This window comes from Vibrio rhizosphaerae, assembly GCF_024347095.1.
Lineage (GTDB): Bacteria > Pseudomonadota > Gammaproteobacteria > Enterobacterales > Vibrionaceae > Vibrio > Vibrio rhizosphaerae.
Genome location: NZ_AP024903.1, coordinates 2,412,330 through 2,438,073, shown reverse-complemented (window position 1 = coordinate 2,438,073; position 25,744 = coordinate 2,412,330). Strand labels below are relative to the sequence as shown.

Here is a 25,744-nt window from a genome sequence, read left to right as displayed (position 1 = left end):
TGTTTTCGCCAGCGATGCTTACAATGATGACGGTGTAATTGGTTTGCCTTTACGCAGTTTTCTGACCCACATTCGCCCGGGATGAATACGCTCTATTAAATCAACCGACAGCGGCAGTGGATCACCACACATGATCGAGGCAAGGCATTCAGCCAGCAGTGGCGCAGAGCTCAGCCCTCTTGAGCCGAGTCCTAACATTCCGTAGAGGTGTGGATAATGGTGAATTTGAGGCGCGGATTGAGCCGTTTGTGCAGCCAGCGCATGATACTGTGTTTTGATGATTTGCAAATCCCCCAGAGGGCCCGCAAAGGGCAGATGATCGCGGCTGACACAGCGAATCCCTTGTCTTGACTGATGGTGTGATATATCGACTTCGTCTGGCCATGACTGGTCGGGGATACAGGTTTTGAGCTTGTCTCGGTTTTGAGTTTGCGCGATCGGATCAAAGTGAGTGTCAAGATTCTGGCGGTCATAACTGGCACCAATGCAATGCTGTTGATTCGCTGGATTGACGGGAGTCATATAGCCGTCATAACAGAGCACGGTTTTGAGTTGCTTGAGCGCTGCCGTCGTCGGAATATGACTGACCTGACCTTTCACTTGTGCAAGTGGCAGGGGCCGAGTCTGAGAGAACTGCTCAAACTGGTGTCCGTTGGCAATCACGACACATTGATGGTGAAATATTTGTTCTGCACAGTGGAGTTGCCAGATTGCTGCCTGATCATCCCAGTGGAGTTGGTCTATTTGAGTGCGGAAATGTGTCCGAAGCCGACCGGATGACTCTAATGTTGTCAGCAGTTGCTCGGTAAGCTGTGCCGGGCAAATCCAGCCGCCCAGCGGATAATAAAGGCTTTCCGATGTGACGGGCAGACCAAGGGTTTCAGATGTCTGCTGCTGATCTTGGCCCATGACCAGTTGTGAGGGAAACAGTCCGGTTGTGATAGGTTTTAATTTCTTTTGTGCCTGAGCATCCCACATCAGTTGAGTCACGCCACACCATTGGTGATCAAAACGGAGGCCGTCATTATTCATTTGTTCAATAAATTGTCTGGCATATAAAAAGCTGGCCGTAAAAAAGCGAGATAATGGATCGTGTTGGGCATTCAACAGTGGATAAATAGCACCCTGACGATTGCCTGATGCACCTTGAGCCGCCTGATCATCCTGACAATAGAGAGTGACCTGAATGCCCCGGCGACTGAGCGCTTTTGCTAATGTGGCACTGGCAATTCCCCCGCCGATAATCGCGACATCTGATAAATTGGAAACCGGCTGGTGGGCATACCACGGCAGCATATTGGTGAATGCGGTTGGTGTTTCAAGGGTGCCGACTAACATGTCACGTTTGGTACCGAACCCTTTGACTTTCTGCATGGTAAAGCCGGCTTCAATGAGTCCGCGTCTGACAAAGCCTGCGGCTGTGAACGTCGCACATGTTGCATTCGCTTTCGCAAATTTTGCCATGTGATTAAACAGTTGCTGATTCCACATGTCAGGGTTTTTGCTGGGAGCAAAGCCATCGAGAAACCAGGCATCAATCAGACCTTCCCGGGGGACGGGGACTAACGGCATACTGTCATGAATATCACCGAACCACAGGTCGAGCGTCATGGCCCCGTCAGCGAGTGTGATGCGATGGCAACCCGATACTGCCAGTGGATAATGTTGCCGGAGTGCCGCGGCATACTCTGCCAGTTCCGGCCAGACTTGATGGGCTTTGATTAAGTCCTCCTGACTCACCGGATATTTTTCAAAACTGATGAAATGCAGTGACTGAAGCGGGGCATTCGGATGTTGCTGGTGAAACCGATCAAATGCTTGCCAGACGGCGAGAAAATTAAGTCCGGTTCCGAATCCTGTTTCTCCAATCACAAATCGCGATCGATTAAAATTTTCCCAGCGGTCAGGTAATTGATTTTTTTGAAGAAAAACGTATCTTGTCTCCTCCAGTCCATTCACATTCGAAAAATAGACGTCGTCAAACTTTCCGGAGACGGGAGTTCCAGCTTCGTTCCAGTCGAGTTTGGCGTTGGTGATTTTAGTCATAGCTGTGTTTTTCTTTTATGGGCGGTATACTAACGGTGAATGAATTGTACGAATTTCTTGGAAAGCTGACCACTTCAATAAAGTTTGTCGGCTATCATCTTATGCGAAATTATGCGAATTTTTTAAAGAATAGGGATCTTATATGAAACGAGTTGTAATAACCGGTATGGGTATTGTTTCCAGTATCGGTAACAATGTCGAAGAAGTTCTGGCATCTCTGAAAGCTGGAAAATCAGGTATTACAGCGTCTGAGCAATTCAAAGAGAAAGGTCTGCGCTCTCAGGTATGGGGGGATCTGAAGATTGATCCGTCAACACTGATTGATCGTAAGCAAATGCGGTTTATGGGAGAAGCTGCTGCCTATGCTTATCTGTCAATGGAGCAAGCCATTGCCGATGCCGGATTACCCCCCGAAATGGTTTCAAATGACCGGACGGGTATTGTTGCCGGTTCCGGTGGCGCCTCGGCACTGAACCAGTCTCTTGCTATTGATACACTGCGTGAAAAAGGGGTCAAGCGGGTCGGTCCTTATATGGTCACCAGAACCATGTCATCCACCGTTTCAGCCTGTCTGGCGACGCCATTTAAGATTCGCGGTGTTAACTATAGTATGAGCTCTGCGTGTTCGACATCTGCTCATTGTATCGGTCATGCGGCAGAACTGATTCAGCTGGGTAAGCAGGACATCGTCTTTGCCGGTGGCGGTGAAGAGCTCGACTGGACCATGACCATGATGTTTGATGCGATGGGAGCATTGTCCACGAAGTACAACGATACACCGGATCGTGCTTCTCGTACCTATGATGCGGATCGGGATGGATTTGTTATTTCCGGCGGTGGCGGCATGGTTGTCGTAGAAGAGTTAGAACATGCTTTAGCTCGTGGTGCGACAATTTATGGTGAAATCGTTGGTTACGGTGCCACTTCTGATGGTTATGACATGGTTGTTCCTTCAGGTGAAGGGGCTGTGCGTTGTATGAAGATGGCGATGCAGGATATTGATCGAGTCGATTACATCAATACGCATGGGACATCAACGCCTGCCGGTGATGTGAAAGAGCTGCAAGCCATTCAGGAAGTGTTCAGTGGCAAAAGCCCTGCGATTTCGGCAACAAAAGCCATGACGGGTCATGCGTTGGGGGCTGCCGGGGTTCATGAAGCGATTTATTCTCTGCTGATGCTGCATCATAATTTTGTGGCACCAAGCGTGAATATTGAGAACCTTGATGAAGCTGCGCAAGGGTTAGATATTGTCACAGCAAGCAGAGAACAAGAACTCACAACGGTTATGTCAAACAGTTTTGGTTTCGGTGGAACAAATGCAACCTTACTGATGCGCAAATATCAGGGGTAATTGCACTTCTGCCAGTCCAACGCTGGTGAGTGACGTATTCAGATTGAATGATTCAAGCAATACTCGGTGTCATACGATACCGAGTATTTTTTTGTACCAAACATTTATATATATCGAACCATGTTGCGACTTTCTGTACAATCCCCCTTTATTTCGAGAAAGACGATGTCAGGTATGAAAATCCTCATAGATGAAAATATGCCTTATGCTGAAGCGCTATTCAGCCAATTGGGTGACGTGATTCTAAAATCCGGACGTGATTTAACTGCCGATGACTTAGTGGGCGTTGATGCTTTAATGATTCGTTCCGTCACGAAAGTCAATGAGGCCTTATTGCAAAAGGCTGATCAGCTCAAATTTGTCGGGACTGCGACCGCCGGGATGGACCATGTTGATCAGCAGTTGTTGCAGGAGCGGGGCATTTTCTTTACCGCAGCACCTGGGTGTAACAAAGTCGGGGTTGCTGAATATGTATTCAGTGTTCTTATGGTGCTGGCACAGCAGCAGGGGTTCTCCGTTTTTGATAAAACAGTCGGTATTGTCGGGGCCGGGCAGGTTGGGAGCTATCTGGCTCATTGTCTGCGCGGGATTGGCTTAAATGTGCTCATCAATGATCCGCCCAAAGAAGCTGAAGGTGATCCGCGTCAGTTTACTGAACTGGAGACGCTGTTGGAAACTGCCGATGTGATTACCTTGCATACGCCGTTAGTCAAAGATGGTGCTTGGCCGACCTATCACTTGCTTGATGAGCAGCGTTTAAATCATCTGCGGGGTGATCAGATTCTGATTAACGCAGCACGAGGGCCAATTGTTGATAATACAGCCTTGAAAAACCGTTTGCAGCAACAGGATGGGTTTACGGCAGTTTTAGATGTATTTGAGTTTGAGCCGGAAGTGGATATGGCATTATTGCCATACCTTGCATTTGCAACGCCACATATTGCCGGTTACGGGTTAGAAGGTAAGGCCCGTGGAACAACGATGATTTTTAACAGTTATTGTACTTTCCTTGGTTGCGATCTCTGGGCAAGTCCGAACAAACTTTTACCGGTTGCACCGATCTCTGAAGTTTGTCTGTCTCATGCTTGGGATGAAGCGACATTGGCGAATTTGATCCACTTAGTTTATGACGTTCGGCGGGATGATACTCTGTTTAGAAGAGTGATTGGTCAACCGGGTGCCTTTGATGCGATGCGGAAAAACTATTGGGATCGTCGTGAATACAGTGCAATAAAAGTAACTGGTCAGCAGGATTGTCATTTGGGTCCGCTGTCAGAATTAGGTTTTCAGATTGAGGTAACACCATGAGCCAGAAATTTAACGTTGTAATTTTCGGTGCCACAGGCGCTGTCGGTGAGACAATGATTGAAGTGCTTCAGGAGCGTCAGTTTCCTGTTGAAACACTTTTTTTGCTGGCCAGTGAGCGTAGCGAAGGAAAAGCCTACCGGTTTAATGGCAAGTCAGTGTATGTCCAGAATGTTGAAGATTTTGACTGGTCTCAGGCACATATTGCGCTCTTTTCTGCCGGAGGGGAACTCTCGGAAAAATGGGCACCAATCGCTGCCGATGCCGGTGTTGTTGTTATCGACAATACATCCCAGTTCCGTTATGACTATGATGTCCCACTGGTTGTACCCGAAGTGAATCCTGAAGCTATCGCGGAATTTCGTAATCGGAACATTATTGCCAATCCGAATTGTTCAACGATACAGATGCTGGTTGCGTTGAAACCGATTCATGATGCAGTCGGTATTGAACGTATCAATGTTTCAACCTATCAATCGGTTTCTGGTGCCGGCAAAGCGGGTGTCGATGAGCTGGCAGGGCAAACGGCCAGACTGCTGAATGGCGTTCCTGCCGAACCGAGTGAGTTCAGTCAGCAGATTGCATTCAACTGTATTCCTCAGATTGATGCTTTTATGGACAATGGTTATACACGAGAAGAAATGAAGATGGTGTGGGAAACCCAGAAAATCTTCAATGATCCAACGATTCAGGTCAATCCGACTTGTGTTCGGGTGCCTGTGTTTTACGGTCACGCCGAAGCATTGCATGTGGAAACCCGGGCACCAATTGATGCAGAACAGGTCGCTGATTTATTGCGCCAATCTGAGAATATTGAGGTGTTCTCCGGGGAGGATTTTCCGACGCAGGTTAGTCATGCCGGCGGTCAGGATAATGTTTTTGTCGGCAGGATCCGTAATGATATTAGTCATCATCAAGGGATTAATTTATGGGTTGTTGCTGATAATGTTCGTAAAGGCGCGGCAACCAATGCCGTTCAGATTGCGGAAATTCTTGTACGGGATTACATGTAATCCCTGAGGAAATAAAAAAACCACCGATATCGGTGGTTTTTTTTAAAACTTACGTTTATGAGCATTCGGGTTATCTTTGCAACTCCCTTCACGACATTTACCGTAAAGGTAGAGACTGTGGTTGGTCAGTTGCACGTTATACTGAGAAGCAATTTCTCTTTGACGCTCTTCAATGATTTCATCAGAGAATTCAATTACTTCACCACAATCAAGACAAACCAGATGATCATGATGCTCTTGTGTGGAAAGTTCAAATACTGATTTCCCACCTTCAAAGTGGTGACGGGTCACGATACCGGCGTCGTCAAATTGGTTGAGAACTCGATAGACTGTCGCTAGGCCAATCTCTTCACCCAGATCAATCAATTTCTTATACAGTTCTTCAGCACTAATATGCTGGCACTCTGGCTGCTGCAAAACTTCGAGAATTTTTAACCGAGGGAGAGTGACCTTCAGGCCCGCATCCTTGAGTGCTTGGTTGTTATCAGACATATATTTTCCTGTTGATGATCTGCATCAGTAACAGCGTTTCATGATTCGAACCATTATAGGTTAGTCATCGCCAACAATAAACCACTAACTTTTAAGGGATATTGTATCTTTCCTGAGAGCGTGACAACTGTGCGGTTTGTCCCATATATAGATGCGAGTGATAGTTGTACTCTATAAGATCCACAGATAAATAAAAAGACCTGAACTGTCAAAGCTTATCCAAAATCCGGACATTCATTGCAAGTGCAGGTCTTTTACTGATAAAAATCAGTCTTCTAACTCAGCCAGACACATTTCATCGTAGACTTGATTTACCCAGCGATTCACGCGATCTTCGGTCAGTTCAGGCTGGCGATCTTCATCAATACATAGACCGACAAAATGATGATCATCCACCAGTGCTTTGGATGCTTCAAATTCATAGCCTTCCGTCGGCCAGTGACCAATAATGGTTGCCCCTTTGCTTTCAATGATATCGCGAACGGTTCCCATGGCATCGCAGAAGTATTCTGCATAATCTTCTTGATCACCGCAGCCAAAGATAGCAACAAGTTTTGTTGAAAAGTCAATGCCTTCAAGTTCCGGGAAGAAATCATCCCAATCACACTGTGCTTCACCGTAGTACCAAGTGGGGATGCCAAACAGCAATAAGTCAAAGTTGTCGATGTCCTCTTTGCTACTTTTTGCAATATCCTGAACATGAACTAATTTTGTACCCAGTTGCTTTTGAATCATTTTTGCAACGGCTTCAGTATTACCTGTATCACTACCAAAGAAGATACCTACACTTGCCATAAAATTATTACCCTATTTATGTGTCGTCTACTGATGGGATGGAACCCTGAAAATTAATCTCTGTATCGCCGCTATCAGGTGCGGCTTGCACTCACATCAGGCAGATTCGATGATTCCGAGAGCCGATTTGATGTCAAGGAAATTTGATGTCACAGCAACGCTCACGTCTGCTTTGAAGCAACAAATTGATCATACGAGTTCATCTGCTCTTTTCTCCGCTCAGGAGACGGCGTCCATCCCGCTGATGATTGCGCGAACTATACCACTGTTGTTCATTAAAGTTAATGCACGGATTCATGAAGTGGAGCAGTCCTAGTCTGCGCGATTGCTGAATAAAAATTTACGAATAATTCTTAACACGTCCTGAGGCTTTTCAGCATGGAGCCAGTGTCCGGTGTTGGCAATCACATGTGCTTTTGCCTCGGGGAACTGGGTTCGGATCGGATCCTGCGCGTCTGCGTTGATATAGTCTGAATCTCCGCCTTTTAAAAATAGGGTCGGTATGCTGACGGGCTCAATCGGTTGCCAGTCAAGGATATGTTCGTAATTATTATATAATGCCTCGACTTGAAACCGCCATGTCATGTGATCGCCCTCTTTGTAGAGGGATTTGCCCAGAAACTGGCGAACCGATGCTAGTTCTATGTGCTGAGCAAGGAGCTGCATCGCAGCTTCCCGGTCTGACGGATGTTGTTCCAGAACGGCGAATAATCCGGCAAACACATTGTCGTGATGGCGTTGATTATATTTCATCGGCGCCATGTCAAGGACCACCAGTTGGCTGACAAGTTGCGGATAGCTTGCTGCCAGCTTCATGGCAACCTTTCCACCCATCGAATGACCGATGATGATGGCCGGGGGCAGATTGAGTGACCGGATGAGTTCGGCAATATCTTCTGCCATCAAGGCATAATCATGCGTTGTCGTTTGAAAAGACAGCCCATGATTTCTTAAATCGGGACGGATCACCTGATAGTCATTTTTGAGGTCTCGGGCCAGCAACCCCAAATTATCCAAGCTGCCGAACAGCCCGTGTAGCAGGACAACCGGTGAGCCATCCCCTTCAATTTTATAGTGAAGTTGTGTTGACATTTTCTCTGTTTGTACTCGGTTTATCGTGGTGTATCGTGAAAGATCTCGCTATAATCCCAAAGAGTTTAAACATAGAGATTGTGAAAAGCGAATGAAAACAATTGAGGTTGATGAAGAATTATACCGTTACATTGCGAGTCAAACATGCCACATCGGTGAGAGTGCATCGGATATATTACGTCGGTTGTTGAATGTCGATGGTCAGGAAAATCCGTCTCTGCCCGTTTCTCAGGATGCTCCGCCCGTGTCGAATGAATCAGCGCTACCACAAGCACAGATTGGTACATCAGGCATCGTCGTCAGTAAGGATGCTGGCAGAGAGCCACAGTTATCGGGTGTTCAGGTCATTCGTGAATTGTTGATTTCTGATGAATTTGCCGCTCAGAAAAAAGTGATTGATCGTTTCATGTTGGTTCTTTCTACGCTTTATCGTATTGATTCGGTGAGTTTTTCCGAAGCAATGCAAGTGAAAGGCCGCAAACGGGTTTACTTTGCTGACAATGAGGAAACCTTGTTGGCAAGCGGTAACACGACGAAACCGAAAGCGATTCCCAATACTCCTTTCTGGGTGATTACCAATAATAATACCAGTCGTAAACAGCAGATGATCGAGCAGGTCATGGCCCGAATGAATTTCCCGTCCGATCTGATCGATAAAGTAACACTCTCAATTTAAATGATATTGAATCACCTCATCATAACTGATGGGGTTTTCTTATTTTTGAGACGCTGTTTTTTGAAATACTGTGCGTTTAAATAATTGTTATTTTGAAACCAAGGATGTCACATGGCTATTCACCCGAGAGCTGGCAAGCAAGCACAACATGACGATTTGCAAAATATCCCGGTGCTTGTCTCTGATTATTATCGTCTTGAGCCCAATTCTGACGAAAAAGCACATCAAGTTGAGTTTGGTACGTCCGGGCACCGAGGAACTTCTGGAAAATCTTCGTTTAATGAACATCATATTTTGGCGATTACGCAAGCCATTGCTGAAGTGAGACGTCAGGCGGGTATCGATGGTCCGGTGTTTGTCGGCAAAGATACGCATGCATTGTCGGAATGTGCATTTTCCAGTGTCATTGAAGTTTTAATTGCGAATGAGATCCAAGTGATTGTTCAGGCGGAGCAGGGATATACACCAACGCCGGGCATTTCTCACGCAATTCTGACTTATAATCTCAAGCATGGGCAAAAAGCCGATGGGATTGTGATTACGCCTTCGCATAATCCCCCTCAAGACGGTGGGATCAAATATAATCCCCCTCATGGTGGCCCGGCTGAAGCTGAAGTGACACAAGCGATCGAAAATCGGGCGAATGCAATTATTGCTGATGGAATGAAGGCGGTTCAACGGATGCCGTTACAGCAAGCAATGGCATCCGCATACTATGTTGAACAGGATTTAGTGACCCCATATGTTGATGATCTCGTCAATGTGATTGATATGTCCGCAATCCAACAGGCCAACCTGAAAATTGGTGTTGATCCACTCGGAGGCAGTGGGATTGAATACTGGCGCAAAATAGCAGCAACGTATCAATTGAATTTAGAACTGGTTAATGAGGCGATTGACCCGACGTTTCGGTTTATGCCACTGGATAAAGATGGTGTGATCCGAATGGATTGCTCTTCGCCTTATGCGATGGCGGGGTTACTGGCGCTGAAAGATCAGTATGATCTGGCATTTGGCAATGACCCGGATTATGACCGCCACGGGATTGTGACATCAAAAGGTTTAATGAATCCCAATCACTTTCTGGCAGTTTGTATTGATTATCTGTATCGCCATCGAGACTGGAAAGCCGATGTTGCCGTTGGCAAGACCTTGGTTTCCAGCGCATTGATTGATCGGGTTGTTGCCGATTTAGGCCGAACGCTGTGCGAAGTTCCTGTCGGTTTTAAATGGTTTGTCGATGGACTGTTTTCGGGACAGTTTGGTTTTGGTGGGGAGGAAAGTGCCGGTGCATCTTTCCTGAGATTTGACGGTGCACCGTGGGCGACGGATAAAGATGGCATTATTCTGTGTTTACTGGCAGCAGAAATCACCGCCGTTACCGGAAAGAATCCTCAGCAATATTATGAAGCGCTGGCTGCAAAACATGGTGAGTCGCAATATAGCCGTCTTCAGGCCGTTGCAACGGGCCCGCAGAAAGATGTTTTGAAGAAGCTCTCTCCAGAAATGGTGTCTGCTCAGATGTTGGCCGGAGACCCGATTACAGCAAGACTGACCCATGCGCCGGGCAACGGTGCCGCAATCGGTGGTCTGAAAGTGACGACTGAATTTGGCTGGTTTGCTGCGCGTCCTTCTGGCACAGAAGATATTTACAAGATCTACTGTGAAAGCTTTAAAGGTGAAGATCATCTGAAACAGATTGAAGCCGAAGCTCAGAAGATTGTGAATCAAGTGTTTGCTGATGCAGGGGTTTAATCCCGGTATTGATAGTAATGAATAAACAAGGGAGTGCACGAGCACTCCCTTGTTGTTTTTCTGGTCGATCTTTTCCCGTCATTCATGTTTTTCTGCCATCTGGGCAGCCCTGAAAGTGGCAGCGCATTTTAGCCAGTCATCCGTGTTATCCGGGCAAAGATGAGCATTATTCCGGTGCGTGACAGACTGCTTCTACATTGTTTCCATCGGGATCCAGTGTGAATGCGCCATAGTAGTGTTCATGATACATGGGGCGGAGCCCCGGTTTGCCATTATCTTTGCCGCCATGAGCCATAGCCTGAGCGTAAAATTGGTCAACAAGTTGGCGTGATGCCGCTGCAAAAGCGACATGACGAGGCGTAAACGACGCTTGGGTCTCGATAATCCAGAAAGCTGGTTTATCTTGTGGCCCGAATGCACACATACGCTGTTGTGGAAATGCTTCATTCCATTCAGCGACAAATTCCATTTGCAGAGAATAACCGAGTGGAGCAAAGGCTGCGGCATAAAATGCCTTTGTTGCTTCATAGTCGGTGGCATAAGTACTGAGATGATCGAACATATTTTTTCTCCTTTGATGAATGTTCCCTGATTTCTGAGATGTTCAAATCTAATGAGCCAAGTATAAGATCCGTATTTACCGCGGCCAGTGATCCGGCACGATAAACCAGAAGATCCCACTTTCAGACTGGCAGTGAACGGCCCGTTTCAGCGTTTCTGGTTGGTAGTGGAGATTGGTTGTGGTTCGTCCGGTCATCCATTGATGTCTTTCCAGTAAATAGAGTGGTTCACGGATTTGGCTGACTTGAGACTGATAGCACCAGTGGCCTTGGATTTGCGTTGGATTCAGAGTATATCCCAGACAATCTTGAGGGATGGTTTCACTGGTAAAGGAGTTCGTGTACAGCCGCCCTTGCATTAGGAGATGCCGTGATGTCACTTGCCATTGTGGATGTTGCTGAACAACGATGGGGTGAGCCGAGAGCGGTAACTGATGATGGAGCATATGCTTGAGTTTGATATCCAATCGATCTTTCGCGTTCGGACCAAACCAGTGTCCTTGATGGAGTAAGTAGAATTTGATTGCCACTTCCCAGTGTTCCTGCTGAGATGTCTGCTGATTCCCGAGAATAAAGTCGACAGCGCCCAGTGTTTTCCCGTCATCGATAATCTGAATTTCTTCTGCAATCAGTGTATAGCTTGGACTGGCGGCAAACAGTGCAGAGCAAACCGATTGATAGAGCAATCCGAGTCGTTGATTCGGCAATGCTGGCAATGAGACTGAAGAACGGTCATGTTCTGTAAATGGTGAATACGATTCTATCGGTGGTTCGGCCAGAAACAATCCGGGCGTCTCACCGATCCATCGGGCAATTGCGGTTAAATCCATTATCAATGCCTCTTGAAGTATTTTAGGTGTCATTGTAGCCTGCCTAGCACGAACATCAAAAGAACAACAACAGCGGGAAAATCATGAATAATCTTGAGCTTGAAACATTACTCAACGAGAAACTACGTCCCGATTTAATTCAGGATTACAGTCCGAACGGGTTACAAATTGAAGGCCGTTCCGAAATCAGGAAAATTGTCACGGGTGTGACTGCTTCTCAGGCGCTGATTGAAAAAGCGATTGCGTTACAAGCCGATGCGATTTTGGTTCATCATGGTTATTTTTGGAAACGGGAACCCGAACCAATCCGTGGCATGAAAGGAAAACGGATTCGTCGGTTAATTCAGCATGACATCAATCTGTATGCTTACCACTTACCGTTGGATATTCATCCTGAGCTGGGGAATAACGCTTGTCTGGCTCGGTTATTAGACATTGATGTGATAGGGGGACTGGAAGGTCATACACAGTCGGTTGCGATGTATGGGTCGTTCCAAGAGCCAATCAGTGGTGCAGCTTTGAATCAGAGAATTGCCACGGTATTACAACGGGAGCCACTCCATATTGCTTCTGGTGACGATCAACTCATCTCGACGGTAGGGTGGTGTACCGGGGGGGGACAGGACTTCATTGATCTGGCTGCAGCGAAAGGGTTAGATGCTTTCATTTCGGGGGAGATCTCTGAAAAGACCACGCATAGTGCCCGGGAGCAGGGGATTCACTATTTTTCTGCCGGACATCATGCGACAGAACGTTATGGTGTCAAAGCATTAGGGGAATGGTTGTCCCAAACGCAAAATATAGCGGTTGAGTTTGTTGATATTGATAATCCGGTCTAAAACGGATGATTTATAACTCAAAAGGGCAGGTTTGATTAACCTGCCCTTTGATTTATGCAAACATCTGGATTTTATTATTCACGTTCGTGTAGCGGTGAAAAATCGCGAAGTTTATATCCGGTATAGAGCTGACGAGGCCGGCCAATACGACTTTCAGGGTCACTGTGCATTTCGTTCCAGTGAGCAATCCAACCGATGGTTCGTGACATCGCGAAAATCACAGTAAACATTGAAACAGGAATACCGATTGCTTTCAAAATAATACCTGAATAGAAATCAACGTTCGGGTAAAGTTTCTTATCGACAAAATAGTCGTCAGATAAAGCAATTCGTTCCAGTTCCATCGCAACATCCAGTAATGGATCGTCGATATTCAGTTCTTTCAGAACTTCATGGCAGGACTCTCGCATTACCGTTGCACGCGGGTCATAATTCTTGTAAACCCGATGACCGAAGCCCATGAGACGGAATGGGTCGTCCTTATCTTTTGCCCGTGCTACGAATTCAGGAATACGATCAACGCTGCCGATCTCTTCAAGCATTCGTAAGCACGCTTCGTTCGCGCCACCATGAGCAGGTCCCCATAATGATGCAATCCCGGCAGCAATACATGCAAATGGGTTTGCGCCGGATGAACCAGCCAGACGAACGGTTGACGTTGAAGCATTTTGTTCATGATCAGCGTGCAGGGTGAAAATTTTATCCATTGCCCGGGCAACAATTGGATTGACTTCGTATTCTTCACATGGTGTTGCGAACATCATATGCAGGAAGTTTTCCGCATAACCTAAGTCGTTGCGAGGATAAATGAATGGTTGACCGACAGAGTATTTATAACACATGGATGCCAGTGTCGGCATTTTTGAGAGAAGACGATATGCAGCAATCTCCCGGTGACTATCGTTGTTGATATCTAGAGAATCATGATAGAACGCAGCAAGTGCGCCAACAACACCTACCATGACTGCCATTGGGTGAGCATCTCGTCGGAAACCGTGGAAAAAGCTAGCGATTTGCTCGTGAACCATCGTATGGCGCGAAATTGTCTTTTTAAACTCTGAGTATTGCTTCCTGTTTGGGGCTTCACCATAAAGAAGAATATAACAGACTTCCAGATAGTCTGCGTTATTCGCTAATTGATCGATGGGATAACCACGGTGTAGCAACACACCTTTGTTACCATCGATGTAGGTGATTTGAGATTCACAAGATGCAGTGGCAAGAAAACCAGGATCATACGTAAAGTATCCATTTGCTCCCAGTTGTCGAACATCAATTACTTCAGGCCCCATAGAACCGTCGATAATTGGCAGCTCGATTGGCGCTTTGCCTTCAATATGAAGGGTCGCTTTCTTATCTGCCATAACAATCTCCTTTGTTTATTATTTAATCCGTCCAGGATGTTTGCGAATGAATATTTAACTCCGGATTTTATTAAAGTCAATTCTTCTCCTGTGATGTGTGCACTCAATTGCGTTTTTTACACGAATTAAGTTAAAAATATGTTCTATGTAGCAAAAATTGTTACGTTAATTGTATTAGAATGTTGCGAGCCTTATATTGGCTGGGAATCCAGTCAGTCTGGACTGTATAAGAAGTGACCAGTAAGAAATTTATGTTACATTTCTTAACTAAATTTTAACAACTTTTTATCAATTTTTGTCCGTTTTCTACTTATAGTTGTATAAATATTGTTAAAACTTATCAGTTAGGGCTGACTCTTCGTTTATAACAATAATGCTCAATGGGGAGCTGAGTGAGCAAGCCTGTGAAAGAAAGAAATTTAAGACCCGTAAATCTTGACTTGCAGACCATCCGCTTTCCGATCACTGCGATTGCATCTATTCTTCATCGTGTTTCAGGTGTAATTACTTTTGTAGCTATCGGAATTTTATTGTGGTTGTTGTCTGTGTCGCTATCTTCTCCGGAAGGTTTTCAATATGCATCTGAACTTGTAGGTGGCTTCTTCGTGAAGTTTATCCTGTGGGGGATATTGACCGCATTGTCTTACCATATTGTCGGTGGTGTTCGCCATTTGATAATGGACCTTGGTTACTTTGAAGAGTTGGAATCCGGCACTCAAACAGCAAAAATTTCATTTGCTGTGACGGTCGTTTTATCTCTGCTTGCAGGAGTCATGGTATGGTAAAGCATGTTTCATCCGTAGGGCGTAATGGCGTTCACGACTTTTTGCTCGTTCGTGCAACCGCTATTCTGATGGCCCTGTATACTGTTTATCTTGTTTGTTTTTTTGCTTTCTCCGGTGAAATCACCTATCAACTATGGCTTGATTTCTGGAGTGGTACATTTACAAAAGTCTTCACAATGATTGCCCTCGTGAGTGTTCTGATTCATGGCTGGATCGGTTTGTGGCAGGTTCTAACGGATTATGTGAAATCCACGCCGTTACGTGGTTTGTTACAGCTTGCCGTGATTGCTGTGCTATTCGGATATTTTTTCTCTGGCCTGTTTGTATTGTGGGGTGCTTAAGTGACTATTCCAGTTCGAGAGTTTGACGCCGTCGTGATCGGCGCGGGTGGTGCAGGCATGCGAGCTGCACTACAAATTTCAGAGCAAGGCCTGTCTTGTGCTTTGCTGTCCAAAGTCTTTCCAACACGTTCTCACACCGTTTCTGCTCAGGGTGGCATTACTGTGGCGTTAGGAAATTCGCATCAAGATAATTGGCAATGGCATATGTACGATACCGTGAAAGGTTCCGATTATATCGGTGACCAGAATGCGATTGAATACATGTGTAAAAATGGTCCAGAGTCGGTTATTGAATTAGAAAAAATGGGGTTGCCGTTTTCTCGTTTTGAGAATGGTTCCATCTATCAACGCCCTTTTGGCGGTCAGTCAAAAGAGTTTGGTGGTGAGCAAGCGGCAAGAACTGCCGCAGCAGCTGACCGAACCGGCCACGCCTTACTGCACACCTTATATCAACAGAATATCAAACATAAAACCACGATCTTCTCAGAATGGTATGCACTGGATTTGGTGAAGAACCAAGATGGTGTCGTGATGGGATGTACGGCATTGTGTATGGAAACCGGTGAAGTTTGTTACTTCAAGTCGAAAGCAACGATTTTGGCAACCGGTGGTGCCGGACGCATTTATGCTTCGACAACCAATGCTCATATTAATACCGGTGACGGTGTTGGTATGGCATTACGTGCCGGCGTACCGATGCAAGATATGGAAATGTGGCAGTTCCATCCAACCGGTATTGCAGGCGCGGGTGTCCTTGTGACTGAAGGTTGTCGTGGTGAAGGTGGCTATCTGCTCAATAAAGATGGCGAGCGTTTCATGGAACGCTATGCACCAAATGCGAAAGATTTGGCGGGTCGTGATGTTGTTGCGCGTTCAATGATGATCGAAATCCGCGAAGGACGCGGCTGTGATGGCCCATGGGGACCGCATATCAAACTGAAACTCGACCATCTGGGTAAAGAAGTTCTGGAATCTCGTTTGCCGGGTATTTGTGAACTTTCCCGGACGTTTGCCCATGTCGATCCAGTCAAAGAACCGATACCGGTTATTCCGACTTGTCACTATATGATGGGTGGCGTGCCAACGCAGGTTTCCGGTCAAGCACTGAAGCAAGATGCAACAGGCCGTGATGTCGATGTTCAAGGCTTATTCGCTTGTGGTGAGATTGCTTCAGTTTCTGTGCATGGTGCCAACCGTCTTGGTGGGAACTCGCTGCTTGATTTAGTGGTCTTTGGTCGTGCAACTGGTCTGCATCTGGGTGAAACATTAGCGGCTCAGGCTGAAGCGCGTGATGTGAGTGAATCAGATATCGAAGCTTCGTTGTCGCGCTACATGCGTTGGGAAAACAGCAAAGGTGGCGAAGACCCGGTCCAAATCCGTAAAGACCTGCAGGCTTGTATGCAGCATAACTTCTCGGTATTCCGGGAGGGAGATGCGATGGCTGACGGTCTGAAAGAATTGAAAGTGATTCGTGAACGTTTGAAAGAAGCACATCTTGCTGACAAATCCAGTGAATTCAATACCCAGCGTGTTGAATGTCTGGAGTTAGATAACTTGATGGAAACGGCTTATTCAACCGCGGTTGCTGCCAATTACCGGACAGAGAGTCGTGGTGCTCATGCTCGCTTTGACTACCCCGACCGAGATGATGATAATTGGTTATGCCACTCGATTTATAACCCGGAAACTGAACAGATGAGTAAGCGTGATGTCAATATGGCTCCGGTTCATCGTGATGCATTTCCACCAAAGATTCGTACATACTAAGGGGAGGACTGCGTAATGAAACTTAACTTCTCTCTGTATCGCTATAATCCGGATGTGGATAAAAAGCCCTATATGAAGGACTACACGCTGGACGTTCCTGAAGGTTCGGATATGATGGTACTGGATGCATTGATTCAACTGAAGGAGCAAGATCCTTCGATTGCATTCCGTCGTTCATGTCGGGAAGGTGTTTGTGGTTCGGATGGCCTCAACATGAATGGCAAGAATGGTTTGGCTTGTATCACACCATTATCGGCCTTGTCCGGCGATAAAATTGTCATTCGGCCATTACCGGGGTTGCCGGTAATCCGGGACTTGATCGTTGATATGACACAGTTCTACGATAATTACGCGAAAGTGAAGCCCTATCTGATTTCTGATGGGAATTTACCGCCATCCAGAGAAAATTTACAGTCTCCTGAAGATCGTGAACATCTGGATGGATTGTATGAATGTATTATGTGTGCATGTTGTACGACTTCCTGCCCGTCATTCTGGTGGAATCCGGATAAATTCATCGGACCAGCCGGACTGTTGGCTGCTTATCGTTGGTTGATTGACAGTCGTGATACGGCAACAGATGAACGGTTGTCTAATCTTGACGATGCATTTAGTGTTTTCCGTTGCCATGGCATTATGAATTGTGTCAGTGTTTGTCCGAAAGGTCTCAATCCAACGAAAGCAATTGGTCATATTAAATCAATGTTGATTAAACGTTCCGTTTAGATATGGTTTGCAGGTCTTCGGACCTGCATTTTCAGAGCTCGGCGTAGACCGCAGCAAAACGTGAAAACTACTGGTAAAGGGAAAATATGCACAACGGCGTGATGAAGGCATGGCTCGAGTCTTCACACTTGGCTGGCGCCAATGCAACGTACGTAGAAGATCTCTACGAACTCTATTTAAGTGATCCCGACCTGGTAAGTGAGGAGTGGAGACGTGTTTTTGAGGGGCTATCCCGCCCTGATGATGGCAATGTGGCTGAACAACCACATTCACGTGTCCGTGACTACTTCCGTCGACTCGCTCAAGAGACAAAGCATTACAATGTCCAAGTTAGTGACCCCGATGTCGATGCAAAACAAGTAAGAGTATTACAGTTAATTAATGCGTACCGCTTCCGCGGTCATGAAGCAGCTCAGTTAGACCCACTCGGTCTATGGCAGCGACCGACCGTGGCTGAGCTTGACCCCTCATTTCATAATCTCAACCCCGAAGACATGGAAGAGACATTCAATGTCGGTTCTTTTGCGATAGGTCAGGAGACCATGAAGCTTAAGGATATTCATGAGTCTCTGAATCAAATCTATTGTGGTTCTATCGGTGCAGAATATATGCACATGACCAATACCGAGCAAAAGCGCTGGATTCAGCAGCGTCTGGAATCGGTAGTCGGCCAGCCCTCCTTTACAAAAGAAGAGAAAATTACTTTCCTTGAAGAGTTGACTGCTGCGGAAGGTTTGGAACGCTATCTGGGCGCCAAATTTCCCGGTGCAAAGCGCTTCTCTCTTGAAGGCGGTGATGCTCTCATCCCCATGATGAAAGAATTGATCCGTCGTGCGGGCTCTCAGGGGATGCGCGAGGCGGTCGTCGGAATGGCCCACCGTGGGCGTCTAAACATGCTGGTCAATGTTTTAGGGAAACGACCTCAGGATTTGTTCGATGAGTTTGCGGGCAAGCACGATGAGACGTGGGGCACCGGGGATGTGAAATACCATCAGGGATTCTCCGCTGATTTTGCGACCCCGGGTGGCAATATCCATTTAGCACTGGCATTTAACCCTTCACACTTGGAAATCGTTAACCCTGTTGTTATGGGCTCCGTTCGGGCTCGTCAAGACCGATTGGGTGATAAAGATGGTTCAAAAGTGCTGCCGATCACCATTCATGGTGACTCAGCAGTGACCGGTCAGGGTGTGGTTGCCGAAACATTCAATATGTCTCAGGCGCGTGGTTATCAGGTTGGGGGCACGGTTCGTATCGTGATCAACAACCAAGTCGGATTTACCACCTCGAACCCACGCGATACACGATCGACCATGTATTGTACTGATATTGCAAAAATGGTTCAGGCACCGATTTTCCACGTGAATGCTGACGATCCAGAAGCCGTTGCATTTGTTACCCATATTGCATTGGATTATCGGAATACATTTCGTCAGGATGTTGTGGTTGATCTGGTGTGCTATCGTCGTCATGGTCACAACGAAGCGGATGAGCCGAATGCGACTCAGCCTCTGATGTATCAAAAGATTAAAAAGCATCCGACACCACGTAAGCTGTATGGTGATTTACTGATCGAGCGTCAGGATGCTGATGCTGAATTTGTCACTCAGGCAGTCAATGAGTACCGAGATGCATTGGATCACGGGGAAGTGGTTGTCAAAGAGTGGCGTCCTATGGCGATGCACTCGGTTGACTGGTCTCCTTATTTATCTCACGAATGGGATGAAGTCTGGAAAAACGAGTTTGACTTAGAGCGGCTGAAAGATATTGGTAAACGTGTTTGCTTGTATCCGGAAAGTCATCAATTGCAAAGTCGTGTCGAAAAAATTTACACCGATCGTCTGGCGATGATTAACGGTGAAAAATTACTGGACTGGGGTATGGCCGAGATTCTGGCCTATGCAACGTTAGTTGATGATGGCCATCGGATCCGGATCTCCGGTCAGGATTCAGGACGAGGCACCTTCTTCCATCGCCACTCTGTACTTCATAACCAAAATGATGCAAGTACCTATGTACCGCTGAAGAACCTCCACAGTAATCAAGGACCGTTCCAAGTCATTGACTCGGTGTTATCCGAAGAAGCTGTACTGGCTTTTGAATATGGTTATGCTACAGCCGAACCCGGTGGTTTAACAATCTGGGAAGCGCAATTTGGTGATTTTGCCAATGGCGCTCAGGTGGTGATCGATCAGTTCATTTCTTCCGGTGAACAGAAATGGGCCCGCTTATGTGGGATTACCATGTTATTGCCACATGGCTATGAAGGACAGGGGCCGGAACACTCTTCCGCACGCCTCGAACGTTACCTGCAACTTTGTGCTGAGCAAAATATGCAAGTGATCGTGCCTTCGACACCAGCTCAGGTGTATCACATGCTCCGGCGTCAGGTGATTCGTCCAATGCGTCGTCCTCTGATTGTGATGTCACCCAAATCTCTGCTACGGCATCCACTGTGTGTCTCTTCGCTGGAAGATTTGGCGAGTGGTACTTTCCAACCCGCGATTCCGGAAGTTGATGAGCTCGATGCAGCTCAGGTGAAACGTGTGGTCTTCTGTTCTGGTAAAGTCTATTACGATTTGCTGGCACAGCGACGCAATAACGAGCAAGGGGATGTTGCGATTGTCCGTATCGAGCAGTTGTATCCATTCCCGCTGGAAGATGTCCGGGCTGCCATTGCGCCTTATACCAATGTTGTGGATTACGTCTGGTGTCAGGAAGAACCACAAAATCAGGGCGCATGGTACAGCAGCCAGCATAATTTCCGGGCCGCAATTCCTGCCGGTGCTGAGCTGAAATATGCAGGACGTCCTGCTTCGGCTTCTCCGGCTGTTGGTTATATGTCGGTTCATTTGAAACAGCAGAAAGCGCTCGTTGATGATGCGTTGAAACTAGATTAAGAACTAGAAATAAAAGGAAAAATAAATATGACAGTTGAAATTCTGGTTCCAGATTTACCTGAATCGGTAGCAGATGCAACCGTAGCAACTTGGCATAAAAAAGCGGGTGATGCGGTTGAGCGTGATGAAGTCCTCGTTGAAATCGAAACAGACAAAGTTGTCTTAGAAGTACCCGCGCCAGAGGCCGGAGTGCTTGAATCGATCGAGCAGGATGAAGGTGCAACGGTGACATCAAAGCAACTGCTCGGGAAGCTGAAACCCGGTGCGGTTGCCGGTGAACCGACATCAGAGAAAACAACATCGACTCAGCCTTCTCCGGATAAGCGACATAAAGCGAACCTGAATGAAGAGACTAACGATGCGTTGAGTCCTGCGGTACGCCGTTTGATGGCAGAACATGGTCTGGAAGTTTCTCAGGTCAAAGGTACTGGTGTCGGTGGCCGAATTACTCGTGAAGATGTTGAAGCGCATCTGGCCTCTGCATCTAAAGGTTCGACAGCCGAACAACAAGAATCGATTGCAGTACCTGCGGCTGCAAGAAGCGAAAAGCGTGTACCGATGACTCGTTTGCGTAAGCGCGTGGCTGAACGATTACTGGAAGCAAAAAACAGTACTGCCATGCTGACAACGTTCAATGAAGTCAACATGAAACCAATTATGGATCTACGCAAACAGTACAAAGACCTGTTTGAGAAGAGACATGATATCCGTCTCGGGTTTATGTCGTTCTACATTAAGGCAGTCACAGAAGCGCTGAAACGTTATCCTGAAGTGAATGCTTCCATTGATGGCAGTGATATTGTCTATCACAACTTCTTCGATATTAGTATTGCTGTGTCAACGCCACGTGGACTGGTGACCCCCGTCCTGAAAGACTGCGATATGTTGAGTGTTGCTGAGATCGAAAAAGGAATCAAAGCGCTGGCAGAAAAAGGCCGTGACGGTAAGCTCACCGTTGAAGAACTGACCGGTGGTAACTTTACTGTCACCAATGGTGGTGTGTTTGGTTCTCTGATGTCTACACCAATCATTAACCCGCCTCAAGCCGCAATCCTTGGCATGCATAAAATCCAAGAGCGTCCGATGGCGGTCAATGGCAAAGTAGAAATACTGCCAATGATGTATCTGGCACTTTCTTATGACCATCGTTTGATTGATGGTCGTGAATCGGTCGGGTTCCTCGTCACGATTAAAGAACTGCTGGAAGATCCGACACGCTTGTTGTTGGATGTTTAATCAATGATATGGCAGGTATCTTCTTCCGGATATCTGCCATGCAGGCTGGGTTGCTCAACACCTGGTCTTGTGTTGTCAGCATGGATGGAAATCAACATGCCGTCATGTTTCAGCGCACTGAGTACCCTGCGAAATGTTTCGTTTCGTTGAAGCGAAATTGGATGAAAAAATAATATACAACGGAATAGCACAATGAATTTGCATGAATATCAAGCCAAACAGCTCTTTGCAGAATTTGGTCTGCCGGTTCCTGATGGTTATGCGTGCAGCACCCCACAGGAAGCTGCAGAAGCCACAGGTAAAATTGGCGGGTCAAAATGGGTCGTCAAATGTCAGGTTCACGCGGGTGGCCGGGGAAAAGCTGGTGGTGTTGAACTACACGATACAAAAGATGGTATTCGTGATTTTGCCCAGAAGTGGCTCGGTAAGAATTTGGTGACCTACCAAACCGATGCCAATGGTCAGCCAGTGACCAAAATCTTAGTTGAAGCTGCATCTGATATTGCGAACGAACTTTATCTTGGTGCTGTGGTTGACCGCGCCAGCCGTCGTGTTGTCTTTATGGCATCGACTGAAGGTGGTGTTGAGATTGAGAAAGTTGCTGAAGAAACCCCGGAACTGATTCATAAAGCCGCTATCGATCCGCTGGTAGGGCCGCAACCTTATCAGGGACGTGAACTGGCATTTAAGCTGGGTCTCAAAGGCGATCAGATTAAACAATTCGTCAAAATCTTCATGGGTCTTGGTGAAATGTTCAGTCAGTATGATCTGGCACTCCTTGAAATTAACCCGCTGATCATTACCGGAGACGGCAATCTGCTTTGCCTTGATGGGAAAATCAACATTGACTCGAATGCCATGTATCGTCAGCCAAAACTGAGAGAAATGCACGATCCTTCACAGGAAGATGAGCGTGAAGCGCATGCAGCCCAGTGGGAACTGAACTACGTTGCGCTTGACGGAAATATTGGCTGTATGGTCAACGGTGCCGGTCTGGCAATGGGGACGATGGATATCGTGAACCTGCATGGCGGCAGCCCGGCGAACTTCTTAGATGTTGGTGGCGGTGCAACCAAAGAGCGTGTGACCGAAGCTTTCAAAATCATTCTTTCTGACAAGAATGTACAAGCAGTGCTGGTCAATATCTTCGGTGGCATTGTTCGCTGTGACCTGATCGCTGACGGTATTATCGGTGCGGTTGAAGAAGTTGGGGTTTCTGTGCCTGTCGTGGTTCGTCTTGAAGGGAACAACGCTGAACTCGGAACGAAGAAGCTGGAAGAGAGTGGATTGAACATTATTGCTGCAACTTCGTTAACTGAAGCTGCTGAGAAAGTTGTAGCTGCTGCGGAGGGTAAATAATGTCTGTATTGATTAATAAAGAGACCAAAGTGATCTGTCAGGGATTCACTGGCGGACAAGGTACTTTCCACTCTGAGCAAGCAATCGCGTACGGTACACAAATGGTCGGTGGCGTATCACCGGGCAAGGGCGGTCAAACCCATTTGGGGCTTCCTGTGTTCAATACTGTGCGTGAAGCCGTTGAAGCAACTGGTGCAACCGCATCGGTTATCTATGTTCCGGCACCTTTCTGTAAAGATGCAATCCTAGAAGCGATCGATGCAGGTATTGAACTGATTGTAACTATCACTGAAGGGATTCCAACACTCGATCTGCTTGATGTGAAAGTGCGTCTGGATGAAGCCGGCGTGCGTATGATTGGTCCAAACTGTCCGGGAGTGATTACACCGGATGAGTGCAAGATTGGTATCATGCCCGGGCATATTCATAAGAAAGGTAAAGTCGGTATTGTGTCTCGTTCCGGTACATTAACTTATGAAGCGGTGAAACAAACGACTGATGAAGGGTTTGGTCAGTCGACTTGTGTTGGTATTGGTGGTGATCCGATTCCCGGGTCAAACTTTATTGATATTTTGAAGTTGTTCCAAGACGACCCAGAAACTGAAGCGATTGTGATGATCGGTGAAATCGGTGGTACCGCTGAAGAAGAAGCGGCTGCGTTCATTAAAGATCATGTAACCAAGCCGGTTGTATCTTACATTGCGGGCGTGACAGCGCCTCCGGGCAAACGGATGGGACACGCAGGTGCCATTATTTCCGGTGGTAAAGGCACAGCGGATGAGAAGTTTGCTGCACTTGAAGCGGCCGGTGTTAAAACCGTGAAAAGTCTCGCCAATATCGGTCAGGCTTTAAGAGAAGTCACTGGCTGGTAAACATCTCGCCAGTCTAATGATAGAAAAATCCCCCTCAAATCATTGAGGGGGATTTTTTTAAGCTTTACTTTTGACTAAATGACTCAAAAGAAATAAACAACTGGCAGAGATGACCACGGATGGGCCTGCTGGCGTGTCAAATTCCCATGAAAGGTAGAGTCCGCTCAGGACAGCAATCATACCAATTGCTGATGCAATCATCGCCATTTGTTCCGGAGTTGCAGATAAACGCCGGGCACTGGCAGCCGGGATAATTAAGAGTGAAGTAATGATCAGGGCGCCGACAAATTTCATGCCGACAGCTATCACCAGACCAATCATCAGCATCAGTAAAAGCTGCATCAGATCGGTATTGGTGCCTTCCACCGAGGCAAGTTCTTCGTTCACCGTCGCAGAAAGCAATGGTTGCCAGATGAAGTAGAGCAAAATGGCAATGACCAACACGCCTCCCCAAATGAAATATAAATCACTCGGTGTGACCGCAAGGAGATCACCAAACAGATAGCTCATCAGATCGATACGGACATCATTGAGAAAACTGACGGCAATTAAACCGACCGAGAGAGAGCTGTGAGCAAGAATCCCCAATAGGGTATCTGTGGCGATAAATTTTTGTCTTTGCAACACAACTAAAATGGTTGCGATCGCTAAACAACATACCAAGAGAGCAAGGTTGAGATTGATATCCAGTAAAAAGCCAAAGGCTAAACCCATCAAAGATGCGTGCGCGAGTGTATCGCCGAAATAAGCCATCTTACGCCATACGACAAAAGAGCCAAGCGGGCCTGCTATCAGCGCGATGCCGATCCCTGCGAGAATGGCAGGCAGTATAATCTCAACCATGGTGATGATGTCCGTGAGAGTGGTGGTTACATTGGGTCGCATCGCCAGAAACCGGTTGCCCGGCGAGGTCATGATGATGCTGATGTTCATGATGATAGAAGGCGAGTGATTCTTCCTGACGAGACTGACCGAACAACGCAATATAATTAGGATGCCGGGTGATGTCAGCAGGGGCGCCGTGGCAACAGATATGGTGCTGCAGGCAGATCACATGGTCTGTTTGTGCCATCACTAAGTGGAGATCATGAGACACCATGAAAACAGAACAGCCGAAACGTTGTCTCAGTGTTTGAATCAATTCATAGAGATCAATTTGCCCCTGAACATCAACACCTTGAGTGGGTTCGTCCAGCATCAAAACGTCAGGTCGTTGTAGTAGTGCCCGAGCGAGTAACACACGTTGTGTCTCCCCGCCAGACAAATGGTGCATACTGTTATGGGCGAGGTGAGCTGCACCGACCAGTGTCAGGGCATCATTGAGTTCCTGCCGGCTATAGCGACCGGCAAGTTTCAGAAAACGTTGTACTGTCAGCGGCAGGGTTTCGTTCAAACGAAGCTTTTGAGGAACGTAGCCAATTTTGAGTCGGGGTGAACGGGTAATTTTGCCGGATGCAATCGTTTGTTGCCCTAATAAAACTTTCACCAGTGTTGATTTTCCCGCACCATTCGGACCGATGAGGGTGGTGATTTTTCCCTGTTCGACACGAAGGCTGATATGGTCTAACACGTTCTTTTGATGGAATGCGACGCAAACATCTTGTAGCTCGATCAGCGTTGACATGAAATAACTCGTT

Annotated in this window: 23 protein-coding genes; 14 read left to right on the top strand and 9 right to left on the bottom strand. The window is 46.8% G+C overall.

Annotated features, from left to right (window positions below; translation table 11 throughout):
- Positions 1-18: 18 nt before the first annotated feature.
- Positions 19-2,046 (bottom strand): bifunctional tRNA (5-methylaminomethyl-2-thiouridine)(34)-methyltransferase MnmD/FAD-dependent 5-carboxymethylaminomethyl-2-thiouridine(34) oxidoreductase MnmC, encoded by a 2,028-nt coding sequence (mnmC, locus tag OCV37_RS10475; RefSeq protein ID WP_038179861.1) that lies wholly within the window; start codon positions 2,044-2,046, stop codon positions 19-21.
- Positions 2,047-2,188: 142 nt separating this feature from the next.
- Here mnmC and fabB point away from each other — a divergent pair, with 142 nt between their 5' ends.
- The 3 genes from fabB (at position 2,189) to OCV37_RS10460 (ending at position 5,718) form a co-directional block, all read left to right on the top strand.
- Positions 2,189-3,400, top strand: coding sequence for a beta-ketoacyl-ACP synthase I (fabB, locus tag OCV37_RS10470; protein ID WP_038179863.1), 1,212 nt, complete (start codon positions 2,189-2,191; stop codon positions 3,398-3,400).
- A 174-nt stretch (positions 3,401-3,574) separates the two neighbouring features.
- Entirely contained in the window at positions 3,575-4,708 is a 1,134-nt protein-coding gene (locus OCV37_RS10465; protein ID WP_038180080.1) for a 4-phosphoerythronate dehydrogenase, read from the top strand.
- On the top strand, positions 4,705-5,718 hold the full coding sequence (locus tag OCV37_RS10460; protein WP_038179865.1) for an aspartate-semialdehyde dehydrogenase: 1,014 nt from the start codon (positions 4,705-4,707) through the stop codon (positions 5,716-5,718). The genes OCV37_RS10465 and OCV37_RS10460 overlap by 4 nt, the downstream gene beginning before the upstream one ends.
- A 42-nt stretch (positions 5,719-5,760) precedes the next feature.
- On the opposite strand, the gene fcrX is transcribed toward OCV37_RS10460, so the two are convergent.
- The 3 genes from fcrX to OCV37_RS10445 all read right to left on the bottom strand — a co-directional run bounded on the left by fcrX (position 5,761) and on the right by OCV37_RS10445 (position 8,097).
- The gene (fcrX, locus tag OCV37_RS10455) at positions 5,761-6,210 is read right to left on the bottom strand and encodes a ferric iron uptake transcriptional regulator FcrX (RefSeq protein WP_038179868.1); all 450 of its coding nucleotides are present in this window, start codon (positions 6,208-6,210) and stop codon (positions 5,761-5,763) included.
- 267 nt (positions 6,211-6,477) lie between these two features.
- Positions 6,478-7,005: a flavodoxin FldA gene (gene fldA / locus OCV37_RS10450; protein ID WP_038179871.1), complete on the bottom strand. Its 528-nt coding sequence runs from the start codon at positions 7,003-7,005 to the stop codon at positions 6,478-6,480.
- Positions 7,006-7,317: 312 nt separating this feature from the next.
- Positions 7,318-8,097, bottom strand: a complete 780-nt coding sequence (locus tag OCV37_RS10445; RefSeq protein ID WP_038179877.1) for an alpha/beta fold hydrolase — start codon at positions 8,095-8,097, stop codon at positions 7,318-7,320.
- A gap of 91 nt (positions 8,098-8,188) precedes the next feature.
- Here OCV37_RS10445 and seqA point away from each other — a divergent pair, with 91 nt between their 5' ends.
- Both seqA and pgm read left to right on the top strand, forming a co-directional pair.
- Positions 8,189-8,773 (top strand): replication initiation negative regulator SeqA, encoded by a 585-nt coding sequence (gene seqA, locus OCV37_RS10440; protein ID WP_038179881.1) that lies wholly within the window; start codon positions 8,189-8,191, stop codon positions 8,771-8,773.
- A 111-nt stretch (positions 8,774-8,884) separates the two neighbouring features.
- Complete coding sequence (gene pgm, locus OCV37_RS10435; RefSeq protein WP_038179883.1) at positions 8,885-10,528, top strand: phosphoglucomutase (alpha-D-glucose-1,6-bisphosphate-dependent); 1,644 nt, start codon at positions 8,885-8,887, stop codon at positions 10,526-10,528.
- 166 nt (positions 10,529-10,694) lie between these two features.
- Here the strand turns inward: pgm and OCV37_RS10430 are convergent, their stop codons facing one another.
- Entirely contained in the window at positions 10,695-11,090 is a 396-nt protein-coding gene (locus OCV37_RS10430) for a VOC family protein (RefSeq protein WP_038179886.1), read from the bottom strand.
- 75 nt (positions 11,091-11,165) lie between these two features.
- Complete coding sequence (locus tag OCV37_RS10425; RefSeq protein WP_038179888.1) at positions 11,166-11,918, bottom strand: DUF1853 family protein; 753 nt, start codon at positions 11,916-11,918, stop codon at positions 11,166-11,168.
- Positions 11,919-12,001: 83 nt separating this feature from the next.
- On the opposite strand from OCV37_RS10425, the gene OCV37_RS10420 reads away from it, so the two are divergent.
- Positions 12,002-12,757 (top strand): Nif3-like dinuclear metal center hexameric protein, encoded by a 756-nt coding sequence (locus OCV37_RS10420; RefSeq protein ID WP_038179890.1) that lies wholly within the window; start codon positions 12,002-12,004, stop codon positions 12,755-12,757.
- Between the two features lie 74 nt (positions 12,758-12,831).
- Here the strand turns inward: OCV37_RS10420 and OCV37_RS10415 are convergent, their stop codons facing one another.
- A complete protein-coding gene (locus OCV37_RS10415; RefSeq protein WP_038179893.1) occupies positions 12,832-14,121 on the bottom strand; it encodes a citrate synthase in 1,290 nt (429 codons plus the stop codon).
- 392 nt (positions 14,122-14,513) lie between these two features.
- Between OCV37_RS10415 and sdhC the strand changes: the two genes are divergently transcribed.
- The 8 genes from sdhC (at position 14,514) to sucD (ending at position 24,107) form a co-directional block, all read left to right on the top strand.
- Positions 14,514-14,906 (top strand): succinate dehydrogenase cytochrome b556 subunit, encoded by a 393-nt coding sequence (sdhC, locus tag OCV37_RS10410; protein WP_038179895.1) that lies wholly within the window; start codon positions 14,514-14,516, stop codon positions 14,904-14,906.
- Positions 14,900-15,247: a succinate dehydrogenase, hydrophobic membrane anchor protein gene (gene sdhD, locus OCV37_RS10405; RefSeq protein WP_038179898.1), complete on the top strand. Its 348-nt coding sequence runs from the start codon at positions 14,900-14,902 to the stop codon at positions 15,245-15,247. The genes sdhC and sdhD overlap by 7 nt, the downstream gene beginning before the upstream one ends.
- The gene (sdhA, locus tag OCV37_RS10400) at positions 15,248-17,014 is read left to right on the top strand and encodes a succinate dehydrogenase flavoprotein subunit (protein WP_038179900.1); all 1,767 of its coding nucleotides are present in this window, start codon (positions 15,248-15,250) and stop codon (positions 17,012-17,014) included. It abuts the gene before it with no gap.
- 15 nt (positions 17,015-17,029) lie between these two features.
- Complete coding sequence (locus OCV37_RS10395; protein ID WP_038179902.1) at positions 17,030-17,740, top strand: succinate dehydrogenase iron-sulfur subunit; 711 nt, start codon at positions 17,030-17,032, stop codon at positions 17,738-17,740.
- A gap of 86 nt (positions 17,741-17,826) precedes the next feature.
- A complete protein-coding gene (gene sucA / locus OCV37_RS10390) occupies positions 17,827-20,640 on the top strand; it encodes a 2-oxoglutarate dehydrogenase E1 component (RefSeq protein WP_038179904.1) in 2,814 nt (937 codons plus the stop codon).
- Between the two features lie 27 nt (positions 20,641-20,667).
- Complete coding sequence (odhB, locus tag OCV37_RS10385) at positions 20,668-21,876, top strand: 2-oxoglutarate dehydrogenase complex dihydrolipoyllysine-residue succinyltransferase (RefSeq protein WP_038179907.1); 1,209 nt, start codon at positions 20,668-20,670, stop codon at positions 21,874-21,876.
- Positions 21,877-22,068: 192 nt separating this feature from the next.
- Positions 22,069-23,235 carry an ADP-forming succinate--CoA ligase subunit beta gene (sucC, locus tag OCV37_RS10380; RefSeq protein ID WP_038179908.1) on the top strand — a complete coding sequence of 389 codons (1,167 nt, stop codon included), beginning with the start codon at positions 22,069-22,071 and terminating at the stop codon, positions 23,233-23,235.
- Entirely contained in the window at positions 23,235-24,107 is an 873-nt protein-coding gene (gene sucD / locus OCV37_RS10375) for a succinate--CoA ligase subunit alpha (protein WP_038179909.1), read from the top strand. Before sucC ends, sucD begins: the two co-directional genes overlap by 1 nt.
- A gap of 57 nt (positions 24,108-24,164) precedes the next feature.
- Here the strand turns inward: sucD and znuB are convergent, their stop codons facing one another.
- Both znuB and znuC read right to left on the bottom strand, forming a co-directional pair.
- A complete protein-coding gene (gene znuB, locus OCV37_RS10370; RefSeq protein ID WP_038179910.1) occupies positions 24,165-24,950 on the bottom strand; it encodes a zinc ABC transporter permease subunit ZnuB in 786 nt (261 codons plus the stop codon).
- Positions 24,943-25,731 (bottom strand): zinc ABC transporter ATP-binding protein ZnuC, encoded by a 789-nt coding sequence (znuC, locus tag OCV37_RS10365; RefSeq protein WP_038179911.1) that lies wholly within the window; start codon positions 25,729-25,731, stop codon positions 24,943-24,945. The genes znuB and znuC overlap by 8 nt, the downstream gene beginning before the upstream one ends.
- Positions 25,732-25,744 lie beyond the last annotated feature (13 nt).

Bases quoted from the DNA above. Each gene is read 5' to 3' on its own strand.
- znuB (WP_038179910.1), bottom strand. From the start codon at position 24,950: ATGGTTGAGATTATACTGCCTGCCATTCTCGCAGGGATCGGCATCGCG.
- OCV37_RS10430 (WP_038179886.1), bottom strand. From the start codon at position 11,090: ATGTTCGATCATCTCAGTACTTATGCCACCGACTATGAAGCAACAAAG.
- odhB (WP_038179907.1), top strand. From the start codon at position 20,668: ATGACAGTTGAAATTCTGGTTCCAGATTTACCTGAATCGGTAGCAGAT.
- mnmC (WP_038179861.1), bottom strand. From the start codon at position 2,046: ATGACTAAAATCACCAACGCCAAACTCGACTGGAACGAAGCTGGAACT.
- OCV37_RS10460 (WP_038179865.1), top strand. From the start codon at position 4,705: ATGAGCCAGAAATTTAACGTTGTAATTTTCGGTGCCACAGGCGCTGTC.
- OCV37_RS10395 (WP_038179902.1), top strand. From the start codon at position 17,030: ATGAAACTTAACTTCTCTCTGTATCGCTATAATCCGGATGTGGATAAA.
- sucD (WP_038179909.1), top strand. From the start codon at position 23,235: ATGTCTGTATTGATTAATAAAGAGACCAAAGTGATCTGTCAGGGATTC.
- OCV37_RS10420 (WP_038179890.1), top strand. From the start codon at position 12,002: ATGAATAATCTTGAGCTTGAAACATTACTCAACGAGAAACTACGTCCC.
- sucA (WP_038179904.1), top strand. From the start codon at position 17,827: ATGCACAACGGCGTGATGAAGGCATGGCTCGAGTCTTCACACTTGGCT.
- OCV37_RS10465 (WP_038180080.1), top strand. From the start codon at position 3,575: ATGAAAATCCTCATAGATGAAAATATGCCTTATGCTGAAGCGCTATTC.
- sucC (WP_038179908.1), top strand. From the start codon at position 22,069: ATGAATTTGCATGAATATCAAGCCAAACAGCTCTTTGCAGAATTTGGT.
- sdhD (WP_038179898.1), top strand. From the start codon at position 14,900: ATGGTAAAGCATGTTTCATCCGTAGGGCGTAATGGCGTTCACGACTTT.
- znuC (WP_038179911.1), bottom strand. From the start codon at position 25,731: ATGTCAACGCTGATCGAGCTACAAGATGTTTGCGTCGCATTCCATCAA.
- fcrX (WP_038179868.1), bottom strand. From the start codon at position 6,210: ATGTCTGATAACAACCAAGCACTCAAGGATGCGGGCCTGAAGGTCACT.
- pgm (WP_038179883.1), top strand. From the start codon at position 8,885: ATGGCTATTCACCCGAGAGCTGGCAAGCAAGCACAACATGACGATTTG.
- OCV37_RS10445 (WP_038179877.1), bottom strand. From the start codon at position 8,097: ATGTCAACACAACTTCACTATAAAATTGAAGGGGATGGCTCACCGGTT.
- OCV37_RS10415 (WP_038179893.1), bottom strand. From the start codon at position 14,121: ATGGCAGATAAGAAAGCGACCCTTCATATTGAAGGCAAAGCGCCAATC.
- fldA (WP_038179871.1), bottom strand. From the start codon at position 7,005: ATGGCAAGTGTAGGTATCTTCTTTGGTAGTGATACAGGTAATACTGAA.
- fabB (WP_038179863.1), top strand. From the start codon at position 2,189: ATGAAACGAGTTGTAATAACCGGTATGGGTATTGTTTCCAGTATCGGT.
- OCV37_RS10425 (WP_038179888.1), bottom strand. From the start codon at position 11,918: ATGGATTTAACCGCAATTGCCCGATGGATCGGTGAGACGCCCGGATTG.
- seqA (WP_038179881.1), top strand. From the start codon at position 8,189: ATGAAAACAATTGAGGTTGATGAAGAATTATACCGTTACATTGCGAGT.